Source organism: Sphingobium sp. SA2, assembly GCF_032227065.1.
Lineage (GTDB): Bacteria > Pseudomonadota > Alphaproteobacteria > Sphingomonadales > Sphingomonadaceae > Sphingobium.
In genome coordinates this window covers 400,018-425,329 of record NZ_JAPMXX010000001.1, presented here as the reverse complement: position 1 = coordinate 425,329, position 25,312 = coordinate 400,018, and the positions used below count along the sequence as shown (strand labels likewise).

Sequence of the window (25,312 nt, the reverse complement as noted above, 5' to 3'; positions counted from 1 at the left end):
GCCACGGCGGTCGGGTTCAGCCGCCGCCGCGCAAAGCCGCGGCATAGCGCCGGTCGACCACTTCCCAGTCGATGTTGCGGAAGAAGGCGTCGACATATTTGGCGGCGGCGGTGCCGTAATCCATGTGGAAACTGTGCTCGTACATATCGAGCGCGAGCAGCGGCACGCCGGCAATCGCACCGTGCATATGATCCCACGCCCAATGGTTGTGCAGCGAGCGCGTGTGGAGATTGTAGACGAGCACGCACCAGCCCGATCCGCCGGCAAGGCTCATCCCGGTACGGCGGAAGTCGGCTTCCCAGCGGTCGAACGAGCCGAACGCCGCGCCCAGCGCGTCGCGGATGGAACCGGCTGCCTGGCCGTTGCCGCCGAGCCCGTCGAAATAGACCTCATGGAGCACGACCGAGCCGGTGCGGTGCAGCTCCTCGCGCTTCAATCCGCCATAGACCACCGGCGGCAGGTCCGTGTCAGCGAGCGCGGCGGCAAGTCGTGTCTCGATCATATTCAGGGCCTTGACCGAGCCCGCATAATTGTTCTCGTGGTGCGATGTGATCAGCCTTTCGGAGAGGCCGTGAAGCCTGGCGGGATTGAACCTGAGCGGCTTGACCTGATGATTTCCGGCAAAGGCGGGGACAGCCGCCGGCGCTGCGGCCGGCGTCTGCGCAGAGGCTTCGTTGATAGTCATGGCGGCGGCTCCGATGCCAAGAGTTGCGATTGCACTGCGTCGGGAAAGATGGTCGATCGTCACGCGTCACTCCTTCAGATGATCATTACATATGCGGCCCCGAGGACCGAGCAGACGCCGAGCACCGGCAGCATGCCGGCCTTGAACCGGAACATGGCGAGTATCGCACCCACCGCGAGCGCCAGCGCCGGCCAGTTGACGGACGTTAGGACTGGGAGATCGATGGTGCCGGCTGCGAACGGCACTTCGCGGACTTGCTCGAACAGAGTGTGGATACCAAACCAGACCGCCAGATTGAGGATCACGCCGACCACTGCGGCGGTGATCGCCGAAAGCGCGGCCGACAATGCGCGGTTGCCGCGCAGCCGCTCGATGAATGGCGCGCCGGCGAAGATCCACAGGAAGCATGGCAGGAAGGTAACCCAGGTGGTGAGGATTGCGCCGAAGGTCGCGGCGACGAGCGGCGGCAGCCCGGTCGCTTCGCGGAAGGCCGCGAGGAAGCCGACGAACTGCGTCACCATGATCAGCGGCCCGGGCGTGGTCTCGGCCATGCCGAGCCCGTCGAGCATCTCGCCGGGCTGGAGCCAGCCATAGGTCTCGACTGCCTCCTGCGCGACATAGGCGAGCACCGCATAGGCGCCGCCGAAGGTCACCACCGCCATCTGGCTGAAGAAGGTGGCGATGCGGCTGAACACGTCGTCGGGGCCGAACGCGAACAGCAGCGCTGCGACCGGCCCGAGCCAGAGCAGCAGCAGGACGCCGGAGATGCGCAGCGACCAAGAGAGGTTCGGCCGGGCATGGTCGGGAAGGCCCTCGCCAAGAGCGGTGTCGCGGTCGTGGATTATCTCAGCGCCGGCGGGACCATGTCCGCCGCCGCCCTTGAATGCGGCGTAACCAGCGCGGCCACTGAAGAAGCCGATCAGCGCGGCGGCAAGCACGATCAGCGGGAAGGGCACGTCGAGCACGAAGATCGCGACGAACGCCAGCGCGGCAAAACCGCGCATGACGTTGTTCTTCAAGGCACGCGAACCCACCCGGACCACCGCCTGTAGCACCACCGCCAGCACGGCGGCCTTCAATCCGAAGAACAATCCCTCGACCAGCGGCACTTCGCCGAGCAGCACATAGACATAGCTGAGCCCTAAAATCGCGAGGAAGCCGGGCAGCACGAATAGCGCGCCCGCGACCAGGCCGCCCTTGGTCTTATGGAGCAACCAGCCAATATAGACAGCTAGCTGTTGCGCTTCAGGGCCGGGCAGCAGCATGCAATAGTTGAGCGCGTGGAGGAACCGCTCCTCGCCGATCCAGCGCTTCTCCTCGACCAGGATGCGATGCATCACCGCTATCTGGCCCGCCGGTCCGCCGAAGCTGAGCAGCGCGACCCTGATCCAGACGCGCACCGCCTCGCCAAAGCTGATGCCGTGCTCGTGCAGCGTCTCGACTGCGATTTCAGCGCGTGCGCTGGCCTCCATCTTTAGTCCTCTTTTCGCCGGGTGAAGTGAGCATAGAATCCGTCGAGCGCGGTCGATCCGCGCGCGATCCGCTCCTCGTCGTCGTCGGTGCCGGCACAGATGCCGGCGATAAGCGCGCTCACTCCCGGAGTTTCCGGGCGCTCGAACCGAGCATCGGCAATATCAAGGTCGTGAACAATTTCGCCGAGCGCCCGCAGCGCGGGGTCGGTCTCGAGACCGGTGAGGAACACCAAGGTCTCGAAGGAGCAGCGGTCGCCTTCGTGGGTGAACTCAGCGTCCGCCATGTCGAACCTCAGTTCGTCAGGCTCCGGCACATATCCTTTGCCCTCGACGAACTTGAAGCTCGCCTCGGGGTCGATGAAGCGGCGAATGAGCCAGGCGGACGCGATGCGATCGACATGGACATGGCGGCGCGTCACCCAAACGCGGCGCTTTAGCTCCGCCGGGGTCAGCTCGGGCGCACCGGGGCCGCTCACATCGGGATGTTGGTGAGAGCGGCGGTCCGCCTCGGTGATGGCGGCCTGTGCCGCCTGCCGACCATGCGCACCGAAAAAGTCGATCGCGGCGACCTCGTTCAGGCGTTTGCGCAGGCGGCCCACATCCGCCGCCGCGACATACTCGCCCTCACACAGCGCGCGCGCCTCGCGTGCCAACTCCTCATAGTCGGCGTCACGCGCAGCGTCGAACACTCCGCGCAGCTCCGCATCGCCCATGCCGCCGACAAGGCGCGCTTCGAGGATCAGCGCCTCGCCGCCATTTTCGGTGATCTCGCGATGCAGTTCTTCGAACAGCGCGCGCGTGTCCTCGCGATTGGGGAGCGCATGGACGGCGTTCTTGAGCGGCGCGGCCCCGATCGCCTGCAAACGCCGCCAGACCTTCACCCGCAAATAGGCAGGCTTAGCCGGAAGCTGCGGGATCAGGAGCAACCAAGGGGAAGCTTGTGTATTTGTCATAGTTGTATCGTCACTAGCCTACAAGTGTAAGGGTTGCATCACAAGCCTCATGAGCATAGGACTGCTTATCCCGAAGAAAGAAACCGGAGCGCAATGTCGCGGCTCGCCGGCGGCGCGCTCGCATGACGTGAGGCTTTCCGTGTCGAGTGCGCTGATGAAGGATCAATTATGCTGAAAAAGACCATCGCCTTGGGATTCGCCAGCCTCCTGCTGGCAAGCCCGGCATGGGCAGCGCCGGACTGGTCGGCTGTCGACCGGGCGATAGGACGAGCGGGGGCCGAACAGCCGGGGGGCGTTCACCGCTACAGCTTCCCGCGTTCGGACCTGAGCGTCACGCTGGATGGGGTGACGATCAAGCCCTCCCTCGCGCTCGGCTCTTGGGCGGCGTTTCAGCCGATGGGCGACGAGGCGATGGTGATGGGCGATCTCGTGCTGACCCACGACGAGGTGAACCCCGTTTTGAGCCGCCTGCTCGCAAGCGGTTTTACGATCACCGCGCTCCACAATCACCTGCTCCGCTCTTCGCCTGCGACCATGTACATGCACATTGCCGGCCACGGCGACCCGGTCAAGCTCGCGGCCGCGCTCCGGCAAGCGCTATCAGCCAGTCGGACCCCGCTCGCCGCGCCGCAATCGCCTTCGGCCAGCGCAGCCGCATCGCGGCTCGACCTCGATGTGGCCGCGCTCAACCGGTTGATGGGCGGTGAGGGCAAGACGGCCGGTGGCATCCTCCAATACAGCTTTCCGCGCGCCGAGCGGCTGATGGACGGCGATATGGAGACTCCGCCGACGATGGGCACGGCGACCGCGATCAACTTTCAGCCAACCGGGGACGGCCGAGCCGCCATCACCGGCGATTTCGTACTTGTCGCAAACGAGGTCGATCCGGTCCTGCGCGTGCTGCGGACGAACGGGATCGAGGTCACGGCGCTGCATAATCATATGCTAAACGACGAGCCGCGGCTGTTCTTCATGCACTTCTGGGCCAACGACGACGCAGCCAAGCTCGCCCGTGGGCTGCGCGCGGCGCTCGACAGGATGAACAATCAGAGGAGTTGAACTCGGACGACGGCTCATTGGGCCGTAACCGCCGCCCGCCCGACCCCACGGCCCTTATGCAGGAAGTGGAATGGAACATGGCTAGCAAACGAACTCTCACTGTTGTCGCAGGCGTGGGCGCGGCCGCGCTGGCGATCGCGGGCGTGGCGATCGCGCAAAACCACGAGGCGAACGAAAACCGGATAATCGGCAAGCACAGCGAACGAGACATCCCGCTTGCTCAGGTGCCCGAGGCCGCGATGAACGCGGCACGCGCGCAACTCGCGTCAATAAGCAAAGCGGAGCAAGTCACCCGAAAGGCGGACGGAAGCACGCTCTATGAAATCAAGGGCAAGAACAGCGACGGAAAGACGATCGAACTGTTCGTCACGCCCGAAGGCCAGGTGCTCGGCCGCGAATGATGGATCAGCACGGGGCGCCGGCCGTCGAGGGCCGTGCGCCCCTTCCGAAATGATACTGCGGAATAGGAGACGAAAATGCGGCCAAGGCGATGGATATTGTTATGCGCCGCTTTGGCCGCCCTGCCTGATAGTGCGATCAGCCAAACCGAACCCGCGTCGGCGACGGGCTCGGCGTTGTTCGTAAGCTGTCAAGCGAATGAGCCGCGATGCGGCGCTTACCTCCAAGGCGTGCTCGACATGATGATCGTCGCGCGAAAAGCGGAATGCCGCGCTCCACGCTATGACCGATCGGCGCTGCGCGCGGCATATTTACGCTGGGCGGAGCAGAATAGCTATTTTATGAGTGTTCATATGGTGGCCGGAGCTGAACGCTCGTTAGCGAAGGCTTGGCCATGTCAGTAGCATCGTACCCCGCGGCGTAGCCTGCCCGGCGGCTGCCTTTGAGGGCAGGCGGAGCGTCCGCCTGGCGGTGAATTCCGCCAGCTCAACGATCCCATGTCGCGCCTCAAGCTCGCTAATTAGCCGATGTTCGCATTATGTCTGCCAAATCGTTGTCTGGCGCACAAACCTTGAGGTGACGCCATCTGTGCACCGACGGATTACTGGGAAAGGAATTCACCATCCTCGGCATCGGCCGCAGCGATGGCGATGACGAGACGTTGCGCGCCAGCCTGGATAAGTTCGCGACCGAGGGCGATTGCTGGCGTGATCTGCGCAAGCGCATCGCCTACCTCCAGGGCGATTTCACCGCAGACCGGGTGTTCGACGATGTCGCCCAGGCGTTGGGCGACCGAAGCGCGGTCTTCTACCTTGCCACGCCGGCGCAATTCTTCGGCGCCATCGTCGAAAAGCTTGCCGCCAAAGGCCTGATGGCGGAAGCGGGCAGTCGGTTCCGCCGCGTCGCGATCGAAAAGCCGTTCGGCCACGACCTCGCCTCGGCCAAGGCGCTTGACGCCCGAATCCTCGCCTTGCTCCCGGAAAGCCAGATCTACCGGCTCGACCATTTCCTGGGAAAGGAAACTGTCCAGAACATCCTGGTCGCGCGCTTCGCCAACCAATGGTTCGAAGCGGTGTGGAACAATCGCTATATCGACCATGTCCAGATCACCGCTGCCGAGACGGTCGAGGTCGGATCGCGCGGATCTTTCTACGATGCAACCGGCGCGCTCCGCGACATGGTCCCCAACCATCTGTTCCAGCTGCTGGCGATGATCGCGATGGAGCCGCCCAACAGCTTCGATGCCGACGCGATCCGCGACGAAAAGGCCAAGGTGTTGCGCGCGATCCGCAAGCCCACCGCAGTCTGCGCAGTGCGCGGCCAATATGGCAAGGGCCGTGTCGGCAGCCGCAACGTGCCGGCCTATCGTAAGGTCCCGGATGTCGCTGCCGACAGCAGGACCGAGACCTATGTCGCACTGAAGCTGGAAGTCGACACCTGGCGCTGGGCCGGCGTGCCCTTCTACCTGCGCACCGGCAAGGCGCTGGCAGCGCGCGATACGGAGATCGTCGTCACGTTCAAGGCAGTGCCCTACGCTTTATTCCGCGATTGTCCGATCGACCGCCTGCCAGCCAATCGCCTGATCTTCCAGCTGCAGCCGGACGAAAGCATCGTCTTAGACATGCTGGTCAAGAAACCGGGTCCAGTGATCAAGACCGCAGGAACAACGCTCGATTTCACTTATGCCGACCACTTCAAGCTGTCGGGCCGGACCGGCTACGAAACCTTGCTCTATGACATGATGACCGGCGACCAGACATTGTTCCAGCGCGCCGAGCAGATCGAGGCGGGCTGGGCCGCGGTCCAGCCGATCCTCGATCGCTGGGCCAAGGGCAAGGGCAGGCTTGAATCCTATGCACCAGGCAGCGCCGGCCCGGCCGGCGCAGATGCCCTACTCGAACGCGATGGCCGCTTCTGGCACAGGATCGGCCAATGATGCTTGGCCTCGTCATCTCCGACATCGACGGACTTTGGTTCGCAAGGACAAGAGCCTGGCGTCGGCGACGACTGCCCGGTCGCGGACCTACTATCTGGACATCACCAACTCCTATGCCAACAAGCGAGCTGGCGTCGATGCCCTGGCGCGGGCGCTCGGCCACATGCCCAATGACCTGCCCTTTGCTCGTGCGCACCGGGCTATCGATCGCCATGGGCAAGACGCCTGAGGAGATCCGTAGCGCAGCGCACTACATTTCAACCAGCAACGACAAAGATGGCATCGCCGATGCCATCGACGCATTTCTGCTGCCGCTTGTGGGAGATCATCATGAAGCGACTGGCCGCTTTCGACCTCGACGGAACGCTCGCGCTCAGCAAGCAGCCGCTCGACGATGAAATGGCGGATCTGCTTACCCGCCTGCTCGACGTGACGATGGTAGCGATCATCTCCGGAGGCGACTGGCCGCAATTCGAGAAACAGGTGGTGTCACGCATGCCTGCCCGGGCGCGGCTCGACAATTTCATCATCCAGCCGACCACGGGCACCAAGCTCTATCGTCACGCCGACGGCCAATGGACGCGTATCTATGCCGATCTGTTCACCGGCGACGAAAGCCAGCGCATCCGCGAAGCACTGACCAAGGCGGTCGAGCAGGCGGGCTATGCAAACGAGAACATCTGGGGCGAGCAGATCGAGGATCGCGGCAGCCAGATCACATTCTCCGCGCTCGGTCAGCAGGCGCCGCTCGAGGCCAAGGACACGTGGGATCCGGATCACGCCAAGCGCAAGAAATTGCAGGCCCTGCTCCAGCCGTTGCTGCCAGGCTTTGCCATCAATATCGGCGGGGCGACATCGATCGACATCACCCGCGAAGGCATAGACAAGGCCTATGGCCTTAAGCGCCTTTCCGAGCAGACCGGCGTCGCACTCGACGAGATGATCTTCTTCGGTGACGCGATCTTCCCGGGCGGAAATGATTATCCGGCCAAGCACCTCGGGCTGGATACCGTGCGAGTCCGCGACGTTGCCGAAACCAAGTCGGTGGTTGGCGCGATCGCTGCCTGGCTGGTCTAGATGCGCTACCGCCGATCCTTAACCAGTCCCGCTTTCGCACCCATACGACCCAGCTTCGCAGCGGCCCCACATTGTGGAGCCGACGGATCGCTTCAATAGTGCCGGATCTGCTTGACCCCACTACGCCTGGGCGTGTCCGAGGAAACTCAGCTCGCCATGTCCGCCATCATCCGACAGCTGGCGGCGCAGTCCTTGCAGGTAGCCGAGCAACGCTTCATCCGCTCGTCCACGACGTGGCTCAGGCATTCCCGCGCACATCGTTCGCAGGCGTCAGCGCAGGCGCGACACAGGATGGTATGGAGGGGGGATTCGCGCAGCATCGAGTTGGCGGACGCCTGGCACAGTTCCGCACAGTCGTTCAGCATGGCGATCAGCGACGCCGTGGCTGACGCGCCGCCTCGCTTGGTCAGCCAGGTGGCGGTCTCCAGGCACATGCGGTGCGAAGCCACGCAATCGTCGATGCAGTCCGTCATCGACATCGCCATCCCTTCCATTGGATGCTGCTGCCCCGCCGCCGGCACAGCCAGCGTTCCAGCGGCGGCAAGGCCGGCGCCGGCCATCAGCAATTCGCGTCTCTCGATCATCATGCACCTCCCATCTGCTATCCCTTGAGCGCTGTACCGCATCCGGCGGCCTCAGCCGTCGCAGGCGACCCATCCCACGCCGCGCGTGCCTTCTCCCGCGCCATCCGGGTTTCCTCCCAAGGCCAGTGGCCGTTGATCTCGACCCCGAGCGAGATGCTCAGGAAGGTCCGCACCAGCACCAGCCCTGCCAGCACGATGAGATCGTCGAGCGTCGGGTTGATCACCAGCGACTTGACGATGTCGCCGGCGACCAGGAATTCCAGGCCGAGCAGGATGCTGCGGCCGAGCGCCGAGCGGAACGCGCTATAGGCCTCGGTCCGGTCGCCCGCCCTCGCCCGCCGCGCAAACAGAAAGGTTGCGAGCCCCGCGCCGACCAGGATGGTCAGCGTACCCGCCAGTTCCAGGCCGATCACCGCGAGCCGGAAGAAGGCGCTCAGCCAGTCGGCCTCAATGGTGATCATACCAGCCTCGCTTGCGGATATTGTTGAAGCTGTCGGTGGCGTGACAGGCATAGCATTGGTCGACGCGCGCCTTCGATCCGGCTGCGCGCTGCGAGACCATGCTGAAATGCTCCATGAAGTGACTGGGCGGCGCCTTGTGGCACTCGGCGCACTGCGTCGAATTGACCGACGGATGGCGATAATTGGCGATCTTCCAGCTGTCGGTCTTGTGGCAGCTCGCGCAGTCGGTGCCGAACAGGCCCTGGTGCGGATCGCGGAACGCATGGCAGCTCGCGCAATTGAGCGCGGTCTCGGGGGTCAGGCTTCGAATGTTTGTCGACATGCCCGCCAACGGCTGCCGCCACTTCGCCATGTCGAGCAACGCGGCGTGATCCATGCGGATGATGCCGCGCTCTCCCTCATGTTCGACGTGGCAGGAGGTGCACTGCGTCGCTTTCGCGTGGAACTGCGTCGACTGCTTCGTCCCGAAATCCGTGCCCGCATGGCAGGTGAGACAGGTCCGGGTTTCGACGCCCTTGCCCGGCGTGTGGCAGGCCGTGCATTGGCCGGCGAAGGACTGGTGCGCGCTCGAGAGCGGGCCGGGCGAGACGAGCTGCGCCATCAGGCCGGCATCCCTCGGCGCGTCCGATCGCATCCGGATCGCGACCGCGGCGACCATCACCAGCAGGGCTGCGATGAAGACGGCGTAGGAAAGACGCTGCCAGCTCATAGCCAGCGCAGCCCGTAATAGAGCGCCGCGCCGACATGGAGCGCGAGCAGCGCGAAGATGAGACAGCCCAGCAGGATGTGCAGGAACCGCCACCGTGTGAACAGGGAGTTGGTTGCCTCTTCGGCACGGATCGCGAATTCGGTATCGGCCAGCGCCGCGGCGATCCCCGCCTTGTCCTGGGGATGCTGGCCCGCGGGCGCATCGCCGGCGACGAACAGATAGCGCTTCCAGCCCGACAGCGGCGGGGCTGCGGTATCGGCCTGCGTCGGCGCCGCCGGCTCCTCGAGGAAGGCGGCGCGAAGCGAGGCCAGTTCTGACCTGCGTCCGCGCAGCGCCCGACCAAGCTGGGCAAGCAGGTAGCGGCCGATGAAGCCGGTGATGACCGTCATCAGAAGGAGGATAGTCAGAAGCAGGCCGACCGGGCTTTCGAGCTTGTGCGCGGCGTGGACCAGACCCAGGATCGGCGCCAGCACGCCGGCATAGATGTGGATGGCGAGCAGGGTTGGCTTGCTGACGACCCGGGAGAGCGCCTTGTCGACCCAGGCGATGTGCTTGGCCGCGACATAAGGAAGCGTCAGCAGCATCAGCACGAGCGCTGCGATCCCGATGATCCCGCCGGCCAGGCTACCCGGAAAGCGGGGCGACACATGCACGAGATAGCCGAACGGGAACAGCAGCAGGAACGCGACCAGCAGGCCCACGGCAATGTCGCTGCGTTCGCGCATCAGGCTTCGACCACGAGCGGCGTGCCCGTCCCCTTCGCCTGGCACGCGAGCACATAGCCTTGCGCCTTGTCGGCGGGCGCAAGGCCGGATTCGACCTCCATCGTCACTTCGCCCTGCAGCAGCTTGACCACGCAGGCGCCGCATGTGCCCGCACGGCATGCATAGGGGATCTCGACGCCCGCGCCCTCGGCCGCCTCCAGCACGGTCTCGTCCGCGGGCAAGGCCGCCGACACCCCCGACACGGAGAAGGTCACCGTGCTCGGCGCCACCTCGGCGCTCGGGGCCGGCTTATCCGCTGGCGGGGGCGCGGGCTTGACCTCGAGATCCTCGTGGTCGGCCGGCAGCGAGGCCGGACCGAACGCCTCGGTGTGCAGCTGCGCTTCGGGGACGCCGAGTTCGGCCAGCACGCCGCGCATCGCGCCCATCATCGCCGGCGGGCCGCACATATGGATGCGCCGGCTCGCGATCTCCGGCACCGCGGCCAGGATCATCTCGCGCGTGATCGGCCCTTCTGGGCCCATCCAGACGGTGCCGGGCGCGCGCTGCATCGCGGCGACGATATGGAGGTTGGGAAAACGGCGTTCGAGCCGCTCGAGCTCGTCGCGGAACACGAATTCCTCGGTCGACCGTGCGCCGTAGAAGAAGAAGATATCACCCTTCCACGCGGTGTCGGTGAGATAGCGCAGCACCGACATCATCGGGGTGATGCCGACCCCGCCCGCGATCAGCACGATGCTCTGGGCATCCGTTCCCGTGAAGGTGAAGGCGCCGAACGGTCCGCTGACCTTCAGCAGATCGTCGGCGACGACCTTGTCGTGCAGGTATCGCGAGACCACGCCCTGCTCCTCGCGCTTGACCGTCAGTTCGACATAGGCCCGCTGGGTCGGCGAAGAGGCGATCGTGTAGGAACGGCGCGCGGTCTTGCCCGCTTCGGGCTCTACCTCGACCTGCAGGAACTGGCCCGGCAGGAAGTCGAACGGCAGCCGGTCGGCGGCCGGGTCCGCGAGCCGGAAGGTCAGCACGCTCGGCGTCTCTCGCACGATCTGGACCACGCGCAGCTGCCCCGCCCAGCTTTTGGGCTTGCGCAGCGAAGCCCCACCGGGCGCGGCCGCATTGCTCGGCGCGAGCCCGGCGCTGTCGGCAACGGGGGCAGGCGCGGGCGCAACCCTGGTAGCGGGCTGGGCAGCCTTCGGCTCCGGCTTTGTCAATGTCTTGCCGGTGGGGACACCACCGGCGATCGCCCCGATCCGCCGGAGGCGGAAGATCTGCAGCGCGATCAGCGTGGCGCTCACCAGCCCCAGGAACAGCATGAGAAGCAGGTGCGAGGGCGAGATGCCGAACCAGTGATCGGCATGGCCGGGCGCGGCCTGGTCGATGTCGAGCTGATCGCGCAGCCAGGCAAGCCCGACCTCCCGGGGCGGCTGCAAGCCGCCGATCGCGCCCTGCGCGGCGGTGCCGGACCGGAACAGGTCGGTTCCCTCGCGCAGGCGGCGCGCCGCATCGAGCCGGGCCGAGACCGTGGTTGCACGCGCGCCGTCGGCCGAGGCGGCGTTGATCATCGCTAGGCCCGTGCTTACCCGTTCGCCAGCCTGCGCAGCGACCCGCTGCCTTGCCGCTTCGTCGAGCGCGGGAAAGGCGAGCAGTTGCGAGATGAAGCCGGTCCGGCGCGATTCGTGGCCGTGCTCATTCTCCCCTTCCCCATTGATCATGCGATCCATCATGGGGTTCATCATCTTCGCCATGTCCGACGACCCCGACGATGCCGGTGCGGACATGCCCCCGCCGGCCGGCATGCCTGCGCCATGATGCGCGGCATGATCCTCGCCCTCCTGCGCGCCCGCGCCCGCGGACAGGCTGAGAGCGATTGCGCAGCCGAGGCTCAAGCGTCGAAGGCTGATCCGCCTGGACATCCTCATCCCCTTTTTCAGCGCGCTTACATATCCTTCATCGGCATCGCCGAATTGCCCGGCGCGGGATCGGGTGCCGGCGCGGTCTGGTTGCCGGCCCCGGCGCGCATCGCGTCATGGTCCATCGCCTGACGGTGATGCCGCTCCATCTCGGCCTGGTTGCTCATCGCGTCCATCGACGCCGCGTCTGCAGCGTTGCCGCTGTCGGTCAGGACCGGGGTGGCGGCGACGCTGTTCGCCGCGGGCGGCACCGTCTGGTCGGCCTGGCGGTCGCAGCCCGAAAGCGCGAGCGCCAGCAACAGGCTTCCGCCGACAAGCGGAAGGGCTTTTTTCGCATGGTCGATCATAGCTTGCTCCTTGGCTTGAAAACTGTGTCCGGGCGCCAGGGATGGCGCCCGGACCCGATCATTGCGCGTTGCGCAGGATCTGAAGGCACCGGTCGTGCGAGAGGTTCATCGGGTTGCGCCCCTGCCCCTTCATCTCGCCATGATCATGCGGCGTCTGGAGACCCATATTGCCCTCCATCGCCCGGCAACTCTCGACCTGCGCCGAGGTCGGCCGCGTGGTCACACAGGCGCCCAGAAGCAGCGCCGGCGTGAGGACGGCGATCAAACGCATTGTCGTCATGACAAAACCCCTTTCGCTAGTGATGATCGTTCGTCCTGCGCTGCCTGATGTTTCTTGTTATGCTGCTGGTCTTTCCGCCGCGCCGTCAGGAAGGCGAGGATCGGGCAATCGGAGACGGGCACTTCGCCCGGGCATTCGTCGGCGAGCATCCGCAGCATGTCGCGGATATCCGACAGGCGCTCGAGCCGGGCTTCGGCGTCAGCGATCTTGGCAAGCGTGATATCGAGCACGGCCTGGGCATGCGCGGTGTCCGACGCCCTGAGCGCCAGCAGCTGCCGGGCCTGTTCGAGTGTGAAACCAAGCTCCTGCGCCGAGCGGATGAAATTGACGCGCTCGAGGTCGGTCGCGTCGTAGAGCCTGTAGCCCGCTGCCGTGCGCGCGGGCTCGCGCAGCAAGCCCATCCGCTCATAATAGCGGATCGTATCGCGGCCCACGCCTGCCGCGGCGGCCAGTTCGCCGATCTTGAAATTGCCCATGTCATCCGCTCGATCATGCCGGTAGGACCATGGTCCAGGGTCAAGCGGTTTCGCCTCGATCCCGAACGGTCCGTTGCCGCCGGCAACCCGCTGCCCCGATGCCTCGCATCAGGGCAGCGTGTGCCGCCGGGCCACCGGCGCGTCAGTTCTTGCGAAGCTCGACGATGTCGTGCTTGGCAGGCGTACCGTCGGCGACGGACACATGCGCGAAGTGATCATCGAAGATATGATCGATCGTCACATGGCCGACGAGCTGGCGGTGATAGGTCGGCGCCACGCCCTTGGGCGGACCCGGATGGGTCACGACGCGATAGACCTCGAGCTTCTGGCCGACCTCGGCGCCATCGGCCTTGCCGATGCAGACGACCGTGCCGTTGCTGCCCGTGTCGACGATCGAGCCGCGCATGAACAAGCTGTGACCAATGCCTTGAGCCAGCAGGGGCGAAGCGCCGAACATCGCGATACCGGCCAGCGCGACCATGATAGATTTCTTGATCATCTTGGGCTCCCTCGAAGAGAAAATGGGCACCGCCGCGTGAATCGTCGACGGGAAGATTTGTCTTCTTCGGAGACAGGACTATGGGCCCGGGTCCAACGCCGGTATACGTAATGTTCGCAGCCCGCAGCGTGGGTCTGGGCCAGAGGCCGCTCCACGAGACAACCTCGTTGCGAGCTATCACAAATTACAAAAATTCAGAGCTGGCACGGTGCGAGATTGACGAGCTGAAAGCTTGGCCGCGCGAGCAGCAAAAGCGGCCTCAGTGAATCAAGGTAAGCAGCAGGGGGCAATATTGGTGCAGCAGGCGACGCGCGGCAGGCACTGCCACGTTCATTGCAGCGGGTTTGCAAGCGGCGATGCCGAAGGGGCCGTTCCCAGGGCGCTCGCAATACCGCTAGCGGCTGTCTGCCTTCATGTGATGTCTTGTGACGGGACGGGCTCGGTCGCATGGCCGCATAGGCGGCAATGTGGATGGTGGCGAAAAATTCCTGTGAGCCGCGCCGTCCTCCAAAAGCTGGCGCCGTTAAAATTTCTCGAAGGCCCTGATTGGTTTTTTTGAGAGGGGAATGCTCGCCCGCTGCGTATCTCTTATGTGCTCTGCCAGACACGCGATCATCATGGGAGGTTGAACGATGATGCACCCCATTGCCGCCGTCACGCAAGAACGGTGTGCCCGCCATGGCACTGGCTTCCAAGCTCGGCGTCAGGTGACCGGCAACCGAGGGGTACCGACCCGCGCGCCGCGCACAATATGAATCATCAAATATTATCGAAGTCTGGCCGGTGCCCCTTTCGCGTCGAACCTGCTCCTGTGAGCGGGCATACAAATGGGCCGCCGCGAACTCAGAAGGATTTTTTATGAACCACCTTATCGAACGACGCGATTTGCTTCGTGCAGGCGCGCTGGGCGCTGCCGGTTTAAGTCTCACCGGACTTTTCCCGGCATGGGCACAAACCGGCTCGGCCGGACTAGCGCCAATGCCGACACTCACCGGGGAAGATCTCCATCTTAGGGTTGACCATAGCGCTTTCGCCGTCGGAGGCCGCACCGGTCACGCCATAACAATGAACGGCGTGCTGCCGGCTCCCTTGATCCGCCTCAAGGAAGGGCAGAAGGTGCGCATCAGCGTCGAGAACGCGCTTGACGAGGATACGTCGATCCACTGGCACGGCCTGATCCTGCCGTTTCAGATGGACGGAGTGAAGCGCCCCGGGTTTTCAGGAGGCAGTTTTCATTTGGCTATGCAGCCATATCGAGGTTCTCGAGGGCTGCATAGTAATTGTCTTCGGCCTCAGCGGGCGGGATGTGCCCGATAGGGCCGAAGAGCCGGTGATTATTGTACCAATCGACCCAGCGCAGCGTTGCCATTTCCACGGCCGAAACGCTTGGCCATGATCGCTGCCGCCAGATGACCTCGGCCTTGTAAAGGCCGTTGATCGTCTCGGCTAAGGCGTTGTCGTAGGAATCACCTACGCTACCGACCGAGGGGACGAGTTTGGCCTCGGCCAAGCGCTGGGTATAGTTCATCGCAAGATATTGAACTCCCCTATCGCTATGGTGGATCAGTCCATCATCGGGATCTGGCCTGCGGGCATGAATCGCCTGCTCCAGGGCATCCAGAACGAAGCTGGCAGTGGCTGACGTGCTGACCTTCCATCCGACAATCCGCCGGGCAAAAGCATCAATCACGAAGGCGACATAGACGAAGCCTGCCCAAGTATGCACGTAGGTGAAATCGACGACCCACAGGGCGTTTGGCCGGCTGACGCGAAATGCCCGATTGACCTTGTCCAGCGGACACGGCGCCTTCGGGTTGCTGATGGTGGTGATCGTCTTCTTCCCACGACGGACGCCTGCCAGCCCCATGGCGCGCATTAATCGTTCCACCGTGCATTTCGCCACCATGATGCCTTCACGCCGCATCTGGTGCCAGACCTTGCGTGCGCCATAGAGACCGAAGCTGGCCTCATGGACCCGCTTGATCTGCTCCCTGATCTCGTCATCACGCTGCGCACGTGCTGGACGCCTGCCGGGATCGGCACTACGCGCGGCGTGTTCATGGTAGGAGGATGGGGCGATTGCCAGTTCCCGGCAGATCGGCTCGATACCCAAATCCTCGCGATGGACGTCGATGAACGCCATCATCATCTCCCGGGGCGGTCGAGCTCCGCCATCGCAAAATACGCAGATGCCTTGCGCAAAATCTCGTTGGCCCGGCGTAGTTCCTTCACTTCGCGCTCCAGCAATCTCAGGCGTTCCCGGTCATCCGCCGCCAGCGCCGCTGGCCCCGCTCGTCGGCTCGCCTCCTCGCGGCACCACCGGCGCAGCGTCTCCAGCGAGCAGCCGATCTTCGCCGCGATCGACTTCATCACTTCCCATTCCGAGCCGTACTCGGCCCGCTGCTCCACCACCATACGAACCGCCCGCTCGCGGACTTCAGGTGAAAATTTGTTGGTTGTCTTGCTCATAACGGATGCTCCTTCTCACAAGTTGGAGCCTCCTGGAAACCCGGGGCGCTTCAGAGTGCCCGGTGTGAGCTTTCCGGGTATCAAGCCGAAGACGACCTTCGTTTATGAATTCCCGATCAAGCAATCGGGCACGTACTGGTATCATAGCCACTCGGGTCTGCAGGAGCAGCAGGGCCACTACGGTCCGATCGTGATCGATCCCGCCGATACCGATCCGGTCGCCTACGACCGCGAGCACGTCATCGTTCTCAGCGACTGGACGTTCCTGCACCCGCATGCGCTCGTCACCAAGCTCAAACAGGAGGGAGGCTATTTCAATCGCCAGAAGCAGACCTTGGCGGGCCTGCTGCGCGACGGAGATCCTGAAGAAAAGATGTCACTGTCCGACCGTCTGATGTGGGGCAAGATGCGCATGGATCCCAGTGACATCTCGGATGTCACGGCATCGACCTATACCTACCTGATCAACGGCCATGGACCGAAAGAGAACTGGACCGGGCTATTCCGACCGGGAGAGCGCGTGCGGCTGCGCTTCATCAATGCTGCGACGATGACGATCTTCAACATTCGCATTCCAGGCCTTCCAATGACGGTGGTAAACGCTGACGGCCAAAACGTGCGTCCGGTGACCGTCGAGGAGTTCCAGATCGGCAACGCCGAAACCTACGATGTCATCATCCAGCCCACCGAGGACAGCGCTTTTACTCTCGTGGCAGAATCGGTCGATCGCTCGGGCATGGGTCGCGCGACGTTCGCCCCCCGCCTGGGGATGACCGCACCGGTTCCGCCCCTGCGCGCCCGTCCGACGCTCAGCATGAAGGACATGGGCATGGGCGGGATGGACCATGGCTCAATGGCGGGTATGGACCACAGCTCGCACGGCGCCGCAACGGCTGGTGCTACGGCATCGATGGCGGGAATGGATCATGGCTCATCTGGTTCGATGGGCGGCATGAATATGCGAGACAAGTCGCTGGTGCCGCCAACCGTCAAAGTTGGCGTGGGAGTCGACGCAATCGCAATGGCGCCTGTCGACCGGACCGGAGACCCAGGACTTGGGCTTGAGGACGTGGGTCATAAGGTGCTCACATATCGGGATCTGATGTCGCTCACGCCAAATCCCGACAAGCGGGCGCCAACGCGCACCGTCGAGGTTCACCTGACCGGCAACATGGAACGTTTCATGTGGTCCTTCGATGGCGAAAAGTTCAGTGAGGGCGTAGAGCCGATCCGCTTCGAGCGGAACGAACGGGCCAGGGTCGTGCTGATCAATCATAGCATGATGACACACCCCATTCACCTACATGGCCACTTCTTCGAGGTCGTAAACGGTCACACTGGAAGTCACCCGCTCAAGCACACAGTGAACGTCCTTCCTGGTGCGAAGCTCACTTTCGATCTCACCGCCGACGCGCCAGGAGACTGGGCGTTTCATTGCCATCTGCTGCTTCATATGCACGCTGGCATGTTCCGCGTCGTCACCGTCCGTCCGCTTGAAGGAGAGGCGGCATGACCCGCATCTTGATCCTGCTTAGCGCCACCGCGCTTGCACCACCGGCACTCGCACAGACCAACAACCAACAGCATGCAGCACACTCGGCAACTGCAACACAGCCTGCGCAGACCACTTTATCTAGCGATCCGCACGCAGAACATGCCAGTGCTTCTGAGCCTGCCGACGACCCCCATGCAGGACACGAGATGCAGCCCGCGCAGGAGGCACCCGATCCGCACGCCGGCCACAGCATGCCGGTGTCACAGCCCAATTCAGGTCATACGGCGCAAGGTCATGAGCCTGGCATTCCCGACCCGCCGGTTGGCCCACCGCCCCCCGCCGCGCTCCACGGCCCTCCCAATGCAGCGGATGCCGTATTCGGGACCGGGGTGATGACCGATGCCCGAGGAATTTTGCGTCGCGAGCATGGCGACATCACCACTTACAACGTCCTGATCGATCAGATGGAGAGCCGCATCACAAAAGGCCGCGACGGCTACTTTATCAGTGCCCAAGGATGGTATGGCGGCGACATTGACCGGTTGTGGCTGAAAACAGAGATCGAATCGGATTTCAGAGAAAAGCCCGAGCAGGCTGAGGTCCAAGCGCTCTGGAGTCATGCGCTTGACCCTTGGTTTAACCTGCAAACCGGCATCCGCTATGATTTCGAGCCCAGCCCGGAACGTGCGCATCTGGTCGTCGGTATCCAAGGTCTGGCCCCTTACTGGTTCGAGGTCGATGGCGCGCTCTTTCTATCCGATAGGGGCGATCTTACAGCTCGTTTCGAGGCCGAATACGACCAGCGCATAACACAACGGCTGATCCTTCAACCTCGGGTCGAAGTCGACTTCGCGTTGCAGGACGTGCCAGAAATCGGTGTTGGTTCTGGCTTGTCAAAAGCGGAGGTCGGGCTCCGACTGCGCTACGAGATTGTCAAGGAATTCGCGCCTTACATCGGCGTGGAATATAATGAGACTTTCGGCGATACGGCTCGCTTCGAACGCGCGGCGGGCGGGGACGTTTCGCATCTGAGTTTCGTGGTTGGCATCCGGGCCTGGTTCTGAGGCTGGAGCGGGGGAGCCGGGAGGTTCCCCCTTGGCCATATGCTCTACCGGTCTTCAGCCGTGCCGCGCAAACACGCTCTGGCGACCACCGGTGGTGAAAGCTACGACCTCATAAGCGTCGCGTCGCCCGTCTGGCGTTTCCATCCCGGGTGAACCCGCGGGCATTCCAGGAACCGCCAATCCGATTATGTCAGACGGCTTCTCGCTCAGGAGCCGTAAAATGTCCGCCGCTGGCACATGTCCTTCGATGACATATCCAGCAGCCACTGTGGTGTGGCAAGACGCAAGCTCAAGCGGCACCCGCAGACGCGCTTTGACAGCGGCCATGTCCTCCGCATTGATCAGCCTGACCGTGAAGTCGCCTGTTGATTCGATCCGGTCGGCCCAAGCCGAACAACAGCCGCAGTTTGGATCCTTATGTACAAGGATCGGCACCGGTCCCGGCGCGGCTGCGCTGCACGCGCTGATCAACCCGCCCATCGCGGCGACAAGTCCCAACGCGCGTATACTGCCCACAAAGTGACGACGGCTCAAGAGCAGGCTATCCATTTAATCGTCCTTTCTAGAATGTTAAATATTTAGCGCCGCCAGACATGAACCAACCGCCCGCCCAACCCTGAAAAGCGGTAGCGATGGACACGATCTGAAGCGCCCTCAAGTGATGCGCGGGCTCCCGGCGGCCGGCCGGGTCGGATGCGGCCCCGAATAAAAGTGGCGCAGTCACGGTTGCAAGCAGGCCGTGGGTTAAGCCGTGCCACAAAAGCTCCCGGGCGGAATTGGCTAGGGAGGGTGGCTAACTGACCACCGACAATCCAAGACCTACTCTTAAGAAGCTGTAATTCTCGTGCGTAAGTCGACAACTTGGTCCTGCACAGACCCGAAGCCATCGAACGCAACATCCCTGGCAAAACCTCCCCTTCAGTCTCCATGATGGATATACGCGCGAAGTCTCGCCGTCCCTTGCGGAAGCGCATTTGGGACAAGCTGATTGGCGTCTGTTCCTTGAGAGGCAGCCCGAACCTGCTGGGTAAACATCGTTGATCGGCGACACCGATCCACACTCAATCAGGGCTCGTCTGCCTCCTCGCCCCCAAGACGTCGGACGATCGGGTAGCCGCACTCGGTCGACATCTTGGTGTAAGGGCACTTGTGCTTCTCGACCAGGAAGCCCGGCCATTCGAGTCCTCATCTGTCGCCTAGTCGGAAACCGCCCTGAAGCTCGGCAACTACAAATTTTTCCCTCCATTTTGATGCAACCTGCGCCTCGGCGCGTTTACGACGCGCGGGAGCATCAAAGGAGAACGATGATGAAGAAAGCTCAAATCGCCACAGCTGCCCTTGTACTCGCGGCCACCATGCCTGCCCTCGCCCAAGGAAACCCACAGGGCATGGATCACAGCAAAATGAACCATGGCCAGATGAATCACTCGGCAATGGCCGAAATGATGCAGCCGACACAGGCCAACCCTTATCCGCCGGCGGAAATGAAGATGCATCGTGCCATGATGGGCGCTGTTGGTAGCGATGCGACTGAAACCTGGGTGCGTAAGATGATCGAACATCATCGCGGCGCGGTTGAGATGTCGCAGATCGTGCTACGCGACGCTCGCGACGCCAAGATCCGCGAGATGGCGACCAAGAGTTCGGCGGAGCAACGTCAAGAAATCAACGAGTTGCAGGCCTGGCTGCGCGAGCATGGCAAGCGCCCTCAATGAGGATAATTATCACTGGAGGGCTTTAACGTTAAGAAAGCAAATGGTCGCGGCGCTCGCCGCATGTTCGTAGGAATTTTAGCGAGCGCCGGGCCCCCGGTGGTAGTCCACCGCGATCGCGGCTGCCCCCGCTGTGAGAGATGGGCCGAGGACATCCGCGCGCAGTTCAAGCGGCCCGTTTCTATCATCGACGAATGCTCGCGTATGGCATCCCAGCAGGCCCGAGGCGCCCCGCAACAGCTAATCTCCTACCTTATCTAGGCTGGAAGATTGGAGATATCGAAGTCGTAAAGGGGGCTCTGGCGTTGCTCCTTTTTATAGGCTAGGGGGATACCCTATGGCTCACACCGAACAGAACAGCGCCGAGTTAATCGCACGAGTGCGGCGCATTGCAGGACAGGTCAGCGCTATTGAGCGCGGCCTGGAGCGTGGCGCGCCGTGTGGCGAAGTTCTGCACCTTGTGGCGGCGGTTCGCGGCGCGGTGAACGGCCTGCTCGACGAAATCATCGTGGACCATCTGGATCAGCATGTTGCGAAGGTGGGCCTGGATGAGGCCGAGCGCTTGCGAGCGTCGGAGGATCTGAAAGCCGTTATTCGCCGCTATTCCAAATAGGATCGATGATGACCGCGGCTTTTCGCATTGATCGCTTCACTCACGATCACGTCTTCCTGGGGGCGTCGCATGACGCGAATGCGCGCCGCACATTGTGGGTGGTGGCACTGACGGCAACGATGATGGTCGGCGAAATCATCGCCGGCTATCTCACCGGGTCGATGGCGCTTCTGGCGGACGGTTTCCACATGGCGACGCATGCCGGAGCACTCAGTGTTGCGGCAATCGCGTATTCCTACGCCAAGCGGCATGCCTCGGACGACAGGTTCAGCTTCGGGACGGGCAAGGTCGGCGACCTGGCAGGATTCGCCTCCGCGCTGGTGCTCGCCGTGATCGCAATCGGCATCGGCGTCGAATCGCTAATTCGCCTCTTCCAGCCGACCACAGTGGCGTTCACCGAAGCGACCATCATCGCCGCGATCGGTCTCGCCGTGAACATTGTCAGTGCCTTTCTCCTGGCGGGAAGTCATTCGCACGATCACGATCACGGTCATGGCCATTCCCATAGCCATCATGCGCAGCCACATGCCCATAGACATGAAGGACACCAGCACGATGACGACGAGACCCATGCAGTGGCTGGGCTGCGAAGCCAGGACAACAACCTTCGCGCCGCCTATGTCCATGTCCTTGCCGACGCGCTGACCTCGGTGCTGGCGATCGTCGCGCTCCTGTCAGGACGCTTCCTCGGCTGGGTGTGGCTCGATCCGGTGATGGGGGTGGTCGGTGCCACCGTGATCGCCCGCTGGTCATGGTCGCTGATGCGCGAAACTGCCTGGGTGCTGCTCGACCGGAGCGACGAGCATGTCGCCGAGGAAATCCGCGAACTGGTCGAAACGCCCGGCGATGCCCAAATCGCGGACCTGCACGTCTGGCGCGTCGGCCCCGACGCACATGCTGGTATCGTTAGCGTAGTGGCGGGCGGTGCAGTGGATCGCACGACGGTGCAAAAGCGCCTCAAGCCGGTCCGCGGGCTTCGCCATCTGACGATCGAGATGCAGTCGCCATGAAGTCGCCCTGCATCGACATCTGCCTTTTCGATGGACGTACCGGCTGGTGCAAGGGATGCGGCCGCACCAACGACGAAATTCGCACCTGGAAGAAGAGCCAGCCACATCAACAACGTCGGATCGCGTCGGACCTCCCACGACGCCTTGCCAAGCTCGCCCCGACGGCGAAGCCGATTAGGCCGGACCGATGATGGAATCGCTGCGATTGACCGGCTGCCGGATAAGGGCGACGCCTTGCGTCAATGCTGTCGTTAATGTCATCAATGACACGCAGCCTCGACTTGGAGAGCACCGCGCATGACACTTGCGGTATCATGCCGGCAATCTATGCTCCGTGCTCGTGATTAGGGTGTCACGACCATTATTTCTTAGATTTTTCTCGATGCTGTGCATCGGGCTGACGCTCGTCTTCGCAAGCGCCAGCATGGCTAGTGTCATCGATCGCATGCAGCATCAATCAGACGCATCGGGCGATCATAACCATCTACTGTTCAGCAAAATCGTTTCAGAACCCAGCGACCATCAACACGAGCCTCATAAGCCCGATCTGGACGACAAGGAAGATGCTCCTGATCATCAGCCCGGCACTGGGCATCACCATCATGGTGATTCCGGGGCGTCGCTTGCTGCCTTTGGGATGCAAGGCCAGGCAGGGGCTTTTCCAACATCATCGTCACTATCACCAGTAGCCGACGATCGATTGGCGGGCGTTTTGATTCCCGGACCTGAGCGTCCCCCCAAGACCATCGCAAATCGCACCTAGAGCCGCCGTGTCGAATTAGGCGCGGCTTTAGCCACGCCTGTTCGTGAGGCCGAATTGTCATGTTTTCAATATTCTTTGCGCACCAGCCGGTGCGCTTTCGGCGCGCGCTTGCGATAGGCGCGGCTATCGCTGCCCTATCCGACCCGTCCGTCGGGGTGGCGCAAGACCTCAGTCTATCCGACGCCCTTTCCAGGGTCGCCACTGGCGATCCCGCCGTGGCAGCCAATGCCGCGCGAATTCAAGCCGCCGATGCCGCGATTACCCAGGCCGATGTGCGGCCACGAGATGTCGTGGGCGTCGATGTAGAGGACTTCACCGGCACCGGCCCGTATTCTGCTCTTGGGCGTTCGCAGGCGACCGCCTGGTATGAACGGACTTGGGAGCGCGGCGGCAAGCGTGAAGCGCGTGTTGGCGCTGCTCGCTCGGAACTTGGCGTCACCGCCGAGCGCAATCGCCTGCGGATGCTTGATCTGTTCGCCCAGGTGCAGGCTGCATGGGTTGAGGCGCTAGCAGCCGAAGCCGCTATCCCGATCGCCGCCCAGCGCCTTGCTGGGGCGCGGCAGGTAGAAGGTGAAGTAGACCGCAGGGTAGGTCGGGCTCTCGATCCTCTATTCGCGGCGGAACGAGCGCGAACCACTGTGGCGCAAGCTCGGATCGCACTGGATCAAGCACGCGAGAATGCCCGTATCGCCCGCACGACGCTCGCCTCTTATTGGGGAGCCACCGGCGGCGATTACAACCTCGACACCCAGCCTTTCACTATTATGGAGCCATCCCGGCCCCCGGGGGATGATAGCCCCGAACTCGCCTTGCTCACCGCCGAGCGGGACGCCGCCGGGGCAAAGATCCGCCTTGCGGAGGCAAGCAGCGTCGGCGACCCCAGCGCGCGGGTGGGCCTACGCCATTTCGGGCAGGGCAATGATGTGGCGATCATAGTCGGGGGTTCGATCCCGCTCGGCAACCGCACCGCCAACCGCGGCAATGTCGCGCGCGCCAATGCGGAAGCACAGGCGGCCGAAGCCGAACTTGCCGTTGCGCGGGCACAGCTCGGGCGCGAAATCGACAGGATTGTTGCCGAACGCGCGGCGCTTGCCACCGAGATCGCCTGGATTGAACGCGAAGTGCTACCAAGCGCGGCGCGCGCGGTGACGCTTGTCCGCGACGGCTTCGCGCGTGGCGGCACCGCGTTCACCTTCCTCGAAGTCAACCAGGCTCAGCAGGCTGTCGTTGATGCACGATCCCGCCGGGTCGAACTGCTGCGCCGCTTCCATCTTCGCGGCGCCCGGCTCGATCGGTTGACCGGCCGTCATGCCTCCCTCCTTTCCAGCGCGGAGAACCGCTGATGACACGATTCCTATTGTCTGCGGGTTCGATGCTCGCATTTGCGCTGCTCGCCGGCTGTGGCGAGTCCCCTGCCACCAAGGAGGCGGGCGAAAGCCAGGCGGCCGCTGCCGCCGATGACTATGAGCGCGGGCCGCATCGCGGGCGAATGCTGCGCGACGGGGATTTCGCGGTCGAGATCACGATTTTCGAGGAGGGTGTCGATCCCCAGTTCCACGTCTATGCCTACCGGAACGGCAAGCCGATAGCGCCAGGTGACGTCCAGCTTGCCATCGAGCTGTCGCGCCTCGGCGGTAAGGTCGATCGCTTCGCCTTCACGCCGCAAGAGGACTATCTGCGCGGCGGCGGCGTGGTCATCGAGCCCCACTCTTTCGACGTTAAGGTGCGCGCCGTCGAAGGCGGGCGCACGCACAGCTGGACTTACGCGTCCTACGAGGGCCGGACCACTATTTCCGCGCAGGCGGCCAAGGCCGGCGGGGTGCGCTCCGAGCGCGCCGGTCCCGCAACGGTGGCCGAGCTGATCGACATGGGCGGCCGCATCGAAATCACACCCGAAGGCAAGGCCGATGTGCGCGCCCGGCTTCCCGGCCAAATCGTCTGGATGAGTGGCAAGCTGGGCGATCGGGTCAACCGGGGACAGGCGTTGCTGCGTGTCGAATCCAGCCATTCGCTCCAGACCTATGCCGTGTCGGCCCCTATCAGCGGCACCATCATTGAGAAGAACGCCAATGTCGGCGATACCACCGGCGATAGGGCGCTGTTCGTGATCGCCGATCCGACCCGGCTTCATGCCGAGTTCTTCGTCTATCCGCGCGACGCCGAGCGCGTACGCGTCGGCCAGCGGGTCAACGTTCGCAGTCTCTCCGGCGATGCGAAGCTCGACGCCCCGGTAGAAGCCGTTCTGCCGACCGCGGACGTCGCCAGCCAGACGATGATGGCGCATGTCCATCTACCGCCGAGTGCGTCGCGCGAATTCCGGCCAGGCATGGGCGTCGAGGGTTCCTTTGCCGTGGCCGAAGCGCAAGTGCCGCTTGCGGTGAGGACCAAGGCGATTCAGCGGTTTCGCGACTTCGAGGTGGTCTATGCCAAGGTTGGCAACACCTACGAAGTGCGAATGCTGGAGATCGGGCGCCGCACGCCCGAATGGACCGAAGTGCTCGGCGGCCTTGAACCCGGCACCGAATATGTGACCGATGGCGCGTTCCTGATCCGTGCCGACATCGACAAGTCGGGAGCCAGCCATGACCACTGAGAACGAAACGCCCGTCCGTTCGGC

General features: G+C 63.3%; 31 protein-coding genes and 1 other annotated feature. Of the genes, 17 read left to right on the top strand and 14 right to left on the bottom strand.

Annotated features, from left to right (window positions below; all coding sequences use genetic code 11):
• Window positions 1–16: 16 nt before the first annotated feature.
• The 3 genes from OVY48_RS02175 to OVY48_RS02165 form a co-directional block, all read right to left on the bottom strand.
• Complete coding sequence (locus OVY48_RS02175) at window positions 17–685, bottom strand: superoxide dismutase (RefSeq protein ID WP_017184236.1); 669 nt, start codon at window positions 683–685, stop codon at window positions 17–19.
• A 74-nt stretch (window positions 686–759) separates the two neighbouring features.
• A complete protein-coding gene (gene chrA, locus OVY48_RS02170) occupies window positions 760–2,157 on the bottom strand; it encodes a chromate efflux transporter (RefSeq protein ID WP_017184237.1) in 1,398 nt (465 codons plus the stop codon).
• A gap of 2 nt (window positions 2,158–2,159) precedes the next feature.
• Entirely contained in the window at window positions 2,160–3,038 is an 879-nt protein-coding gene (locus OVY48_RS02165) for a chromate resistance protein ChrB domain-containing protein (RefSeq protein ID WP_232307676.1), read from the bottom strand.
• A gap of 240 nt (window positions 3,039–3,278) precedes the next feature.
• Here OVY48_RS02165 and OVY48_RS02160 point away from each other — a divergent pair, with 240 nt between their 5' ends.
• The 7 genes from OVY48_RS02160 (at window position 3,279) to OVY48_RS02140 (ending at window position 7,581) form a co-directional block, all read left to right on the top strand.
• Window positions 3,279–4,169, top strand: a complete 891-nt coding sequence (locus tag OVY48_RS02160; RefSeq protein WP_008603797.1) for a DUF1259 domain-containing protein — start codon at window positions 3,279–3,281, stop codon at window positions 4,167–4,169.
• Complete coding sequence (locus OVY48_RS02155; protein ID WP_228165648.1) at window positions 4,166–4,570, top strand: PepSY domain-containing protein; 405 nt, start codon at window positions 4,166–4,168, stop codon at window positions 4,568–4,570. The genes OVY48_RS02160 and OVY48_RS02155 overlap by 4 nt, the downstream gene beginning before the upstream one ends.
• Window positions 4,571–4,645: 75 nt before the next feature.
• The gene (locus tag OVY48_RS23820; RefSeq protein ID WP_354957803.1) at window positions 4,646–4,972 is read left to right on the top strand and encodes a Rap1a/Tai family immunity protein; all 327 of its coding nucleotides are present in this window, start codon (window positions 4,646–4,648) and stop codon (window positions 4,970–4,972) included.
• 182 nt (window positions 4,973–5,154) lie between these two features.
• Window positions 5,155–6,504 carry a glucose-6-phosphate dehydrogenase gene (zwf, locus tag OVY48_RS02150; RefSeq protein WP_081912901.1) on the top strand — a complete coding sequence of 450 codons (1,350 nt, stop codon included), beginning with the start codon at window positions 5,155–5,157 and terminating at the stop codon, window positions 6,502–6,504.
• 34 nt (window positions 6,505–6,538) lie between these two features.
• On the top strand, window positions 6,539–6,733 hold the full coding sequence (locus OVY48_RS02145) for a hypothetical protein (protein ID WP_037476108.1): 195 nt from the start codon (window positions 6,539–6,541) through the stop codon (window positions 6,731–6,733).
• Window positions 6,642–6,902, top strand: coding sequence for an HAD hydrolase family protein (locus tag OVY48_RS23815; protein ID WP_409592948.1), 261 nt, complete (start codon window positions 6,642–6,644; stop codon window positions 6,900–6,902). The genes OVY48_RS02145 and OVY48_RS23815 overlap by 92 nt, the downstream gene beginning before the upstream one ends.
• The gene (locus OVY48_RS02140) at window positions 6,835–7,581 is read left to right on the top strand and encodes an HAD-IIB family hydrolase (RefSeq protein ID WP_009824013.1); all 747 of its coding nucleotides are present in this window, start codon (window positions 6,835–6,837) and stop codon (window positions 7,579–7,581) included. Before OVY48_RS23815 ends, OVY48_RS02140 begins: the two co-directional genes overlap by 68 nt.
• Window positions 7,582–7,727: 146 nt before the next feature.
• On the opposite strand, the gene OVY48_RS02135 is transcribed toward OVY48_RS02140, so the two are convergent.
• From OVY48_RS02135 to OVY48_RS02095, 9 genes are all read right to left on the bottom strand, one after another.
• Window positions 7,728–8,168 (bottom strand): four-helix bundle copper-binding protein, encoded by a 441-nt coding sequence (locus OVY48_RS02135; protein WP_037476106.1) that lies wholly within the window; start codon window positions 8,166–8,168, stop codon window positions 7,728–7,730.
• Between the two features lie 14 nt (window positions 8,169–8,182).
• The gene (locus OVY48_RS02130) at window positions 8,183–8,626 is read right to left on the bottom strand and encodes a DUF1622 domain-containing protein (RefSeq protein WP_037476104.1); all 444 of its coding nucleotides are present in this window, start codon (window positions 8,624–8,626) and stop codon (window positions 8,183–8,185) included.
• Complete coding sequence (locus OVY48_RS02125) at window positions 8,613–9,335, bottom strand: hypothetical protein (RefSeq protein WP_037476102.1); 723 nt, start codon at window positions 9,333–9,335, stop codon at window positions 8,613–8,615. The genes OVY48_RS02130 and OVY48_RS02125 overlap by 14 nt, the downstream gene beginning before the upstream one ends.
• Window positions 9,332–10,060, bottom strand: coding sequence for a hypothetical protein (locus OVY48_RS02120; protein WP_037476100.1), 729 nt, complete (start codon window positions 10,058–10,060; stop codon window positions 9,332–9,334). The genes OVY48_RS02125 and OVY48_RS02120 overlap by 4 nt, the downstream gene beginning before the upstream one ends.
• On the bottom strand, window positions 10,060–11,970 hold the full coding sequence (locus tag OVY48_RS02115; RefSeq protein WP_313921744.1) for a 2Fe-2S iron-sulfur cluster-binding protein: 1,911 nt from the start codon (window positions 11,968–11,970) through the stop codon (window positions 10,060–10,062). The genes OVY48_RS02120 and OVY48_RS02115 overlap by 1 nt, the downstream gene beginning before the upstream one ends.
• Before the next feature lie 23 nt (window positions 11,971–11,993).
• Window positions 11,994–12,314, bottom strand: coding sequence for a hypothetical protein (locus tag OVY48_RS02110; protein ID WP_009824017.1), 321 nt, complete (start codon window positions 12,312–12,314; stop codon window positions 11,994–11,996).
• Window positions 12,315–12,372: 58 nt separating this feature from the next.
• On the bottom strand, window positions 12,373–12,594 hold the full coding sequence (locus OVY48_RS02105) for a hypothetical protein (protein WP_037476095.1): 222 nt from the start codon (window positions 12,592–12,594) through the stop codon (window positions 12,373–12,375).
• Window positions 12,591–13,070, bottom strand: coding sequence for a heavy metal-responsive transcriptional regulator (locus tag OVY48_RS02100; protein WP_004212654.1), 480 nt, complete (start codon window positions 13,068–13,070; stop codon window positions 12,591–12,593). Before OVY48_RS02100 ends, OVY48_RS02105 begins: the two co-directional genes overlap by 4 nt.
• Window positions 13,071–13,212: 142 nt before the next feature.
• A complete protein-coding gene (locus OVY48_RS02095) occupies window positions 13,213–13,569 on the bottom strand; it encodes a hypothetical protein (protein WP_193378846.1) in 357 nt (118 codons plus the stop codon).
• 858 nt (window positions 13,570–14,427) lie between these two features.
• On the opposite strand from OVY48_RS02095, the gene OVY48_RS02090 reads away from it, so the two are divergent.
• Window positions 14,428–14,886, top strand: a complete 459-nt coding sequence (locus OVY48_RS02090; protein ID WP_313921743.1) for a multicopper oxidase domain-containing protein — start codon at window positions 14,428–14,430, stop codon at window positions 14,884–14,886.
• Here the strand turns inward: OVY48_RS02090 and OVY48_RS02085 are convergent.
• Window positions 14,810–16,038 (bottom strand): IS3 family transposase gene (locus OVY48_RS02085; protein WP_096064161.1). Its coding sequence is split into 2 segments (ribosomal slippage): window positions 14,810–15,750 and window positions 15,750–16,038, totalling 1,230 coding nucleotides; the frame shifts between segments, so codons are not numbered across the junction. The two genes, OVY48_RS02090 and OVY48_RS02085, sit on opposite strands and share 77 nt — an antisense overlap.
• Window positions 15,643–15,757 (bottom strand) — a sequence feature (AL1L pseudoknot). (Overlaps the previous gene by 115 nt.)
• Before the next feature lie 55 nt (window positions 16,039–16,093).
• On the opposite strand from OVY48_RS02085, the gene OVY48_RS02080 reads away from it, so the two are divergent.
• Together OVY48_RS02080 and OVY48_RS02075 are read left to right on the top strand one after the other, a co-directional pair.
• Window positions 16,094–17,551: a copper resistance system multicopper oxidase gene (locus tag OVY48_RS02080; RefSeq protein WP_313921742.1), complete on the top strand. Its 1,458-nt coding sequence runs from the start codon at window positions 16,094–16,096 to the stop codon at window positions 17,549–17,551.
• On the top strand, window positions 17,548–18,597 hold the full coding sequence (locus OVY48_RS02075) for a copper resistance protein B (RefSeq protein WP_231472097.1): 1,050 nt from the start codon (window positions 17,548–17,550) through the stop codon (window positions 18,595–18,597). The genes OVY48_RS02080 and OVY48_RS02075 overlap by 4 nt, the downstream gene beginning before the upstream one ends.
• Window positions 18,598–18,651: 54 nt before the next feature.
• On the opposite strand, the gene OVY48_RS02070 is transcribed toward OVY48_RS02075, so the two are convergent.
• On the bottom strand, window positions 18,652–19,146 hold the full coding sequence (locus OVY48_RS02070) for a DUF411 domain-containing protein (protein ID WP_037479549.1): 495 nt from the start codon (window positions 19,144–19,146) through the stop codon (window positions 18,652–18,654).
• A gap of 758 nt (window positions 19,147–19,904) precedes the next feature.
• Here OVY48_RS02070 and OVY48_RS02065 point away from each other — a divergent pair.
• The 7 genes from OVY48_RS02065 to OVY48_RS02035 all read left to right on the top strand — a co-directional run bounded on the left by OVY48_RS02065 (window position 19,905) and on the right by OVY48_RS02035 (window position 25,288).
• Window positions 19,905–20,312 (top strand): DUF305 domain-containing protein, encoded by a 408-nt coding sequence (locus OVY48_RS02065; protein ID WP_030541590.1) that lies wholly within the window; start codon window positions 19,905–19,907, stop codon window positions 20,310–20,312.
• A gap of 334 nt (window positions 20,313–20,646) precedes the next feature.
• Window positions 20,647–20,922, top strand: a complete 276-nt coding sequence (locus OVY48_RS02060) for a metal/formaldehyde-sensitive transcriptional repressor (protein ID WP_030541589.1) — start codon at window positions 20,647–20,649, stop codon at window positions 20,920–20,922.
• A gap of 8 nt (window positions 20,923–20,930) precedes the next feature.
• Window positions 20,931–21,932, top strand: coding sequence for a CDF family Co(II)/Ni(II) efflux transporter DmeF (dmeF, locus tag OVY48_RS02055; protein ID WP_313922046.1), 1,002 nt, complete (start codon window positions 20,931–20,933; stop codon window positions 21,930–21,932).
• A complete protein-coding gene (locus OVY48_RS02050; RefSeq protein ID WP_030541587.1) occupies window positions 21,929–22,123 on the top strand; it encodes a DUF1289 domain-containing protein in 195 nt (64 codons plus the stop codon). The genes dmeF and OVY48_RS02050 overlap by 4 nt, the downstream gene beginning before the upstream one ends.
• 233 nt (window positions 22,124–22,356) lie before the next feature.
• Window positions 22,357–22,695, top strand: a complete 339-nt coding sequence (locus OVY48_RS02045) for a hypothetical protein (protein WP_156029342.1) — start codon at window positions 22,357–22,359, stop codon at window positions 22,693–22,695.
• A 59-nt stretch (window positions 22,696–22,754) separates the two neighbouring features.
• Entirely contained in the window at window positions 22,755–24,038 is a 1,284-nt protein-coding gene (locus OVY48_RS02040) for a TolC family protein (RefSeq protein WP_030541586.1), read from the top strand.
• Complete coding sequence (locus OVY48_RS02035) at window positions 24,038–25,288, top strand: efflux RND transporter periplasmic adaptor subunit (protein ID WP_231472096.1); 1,251 nt, start codon at window positions 24,038–24,040, stop codon at window positions 25,286–25,288. The genes OVY48_RS02040 and OVY48_RS02035 overlap by 1 nt, the downstream gene beginning before the upstream one ends.
• The last annotated feature ends 24 nt before the right edge of the window (window positions 25,289–25,312 follow it).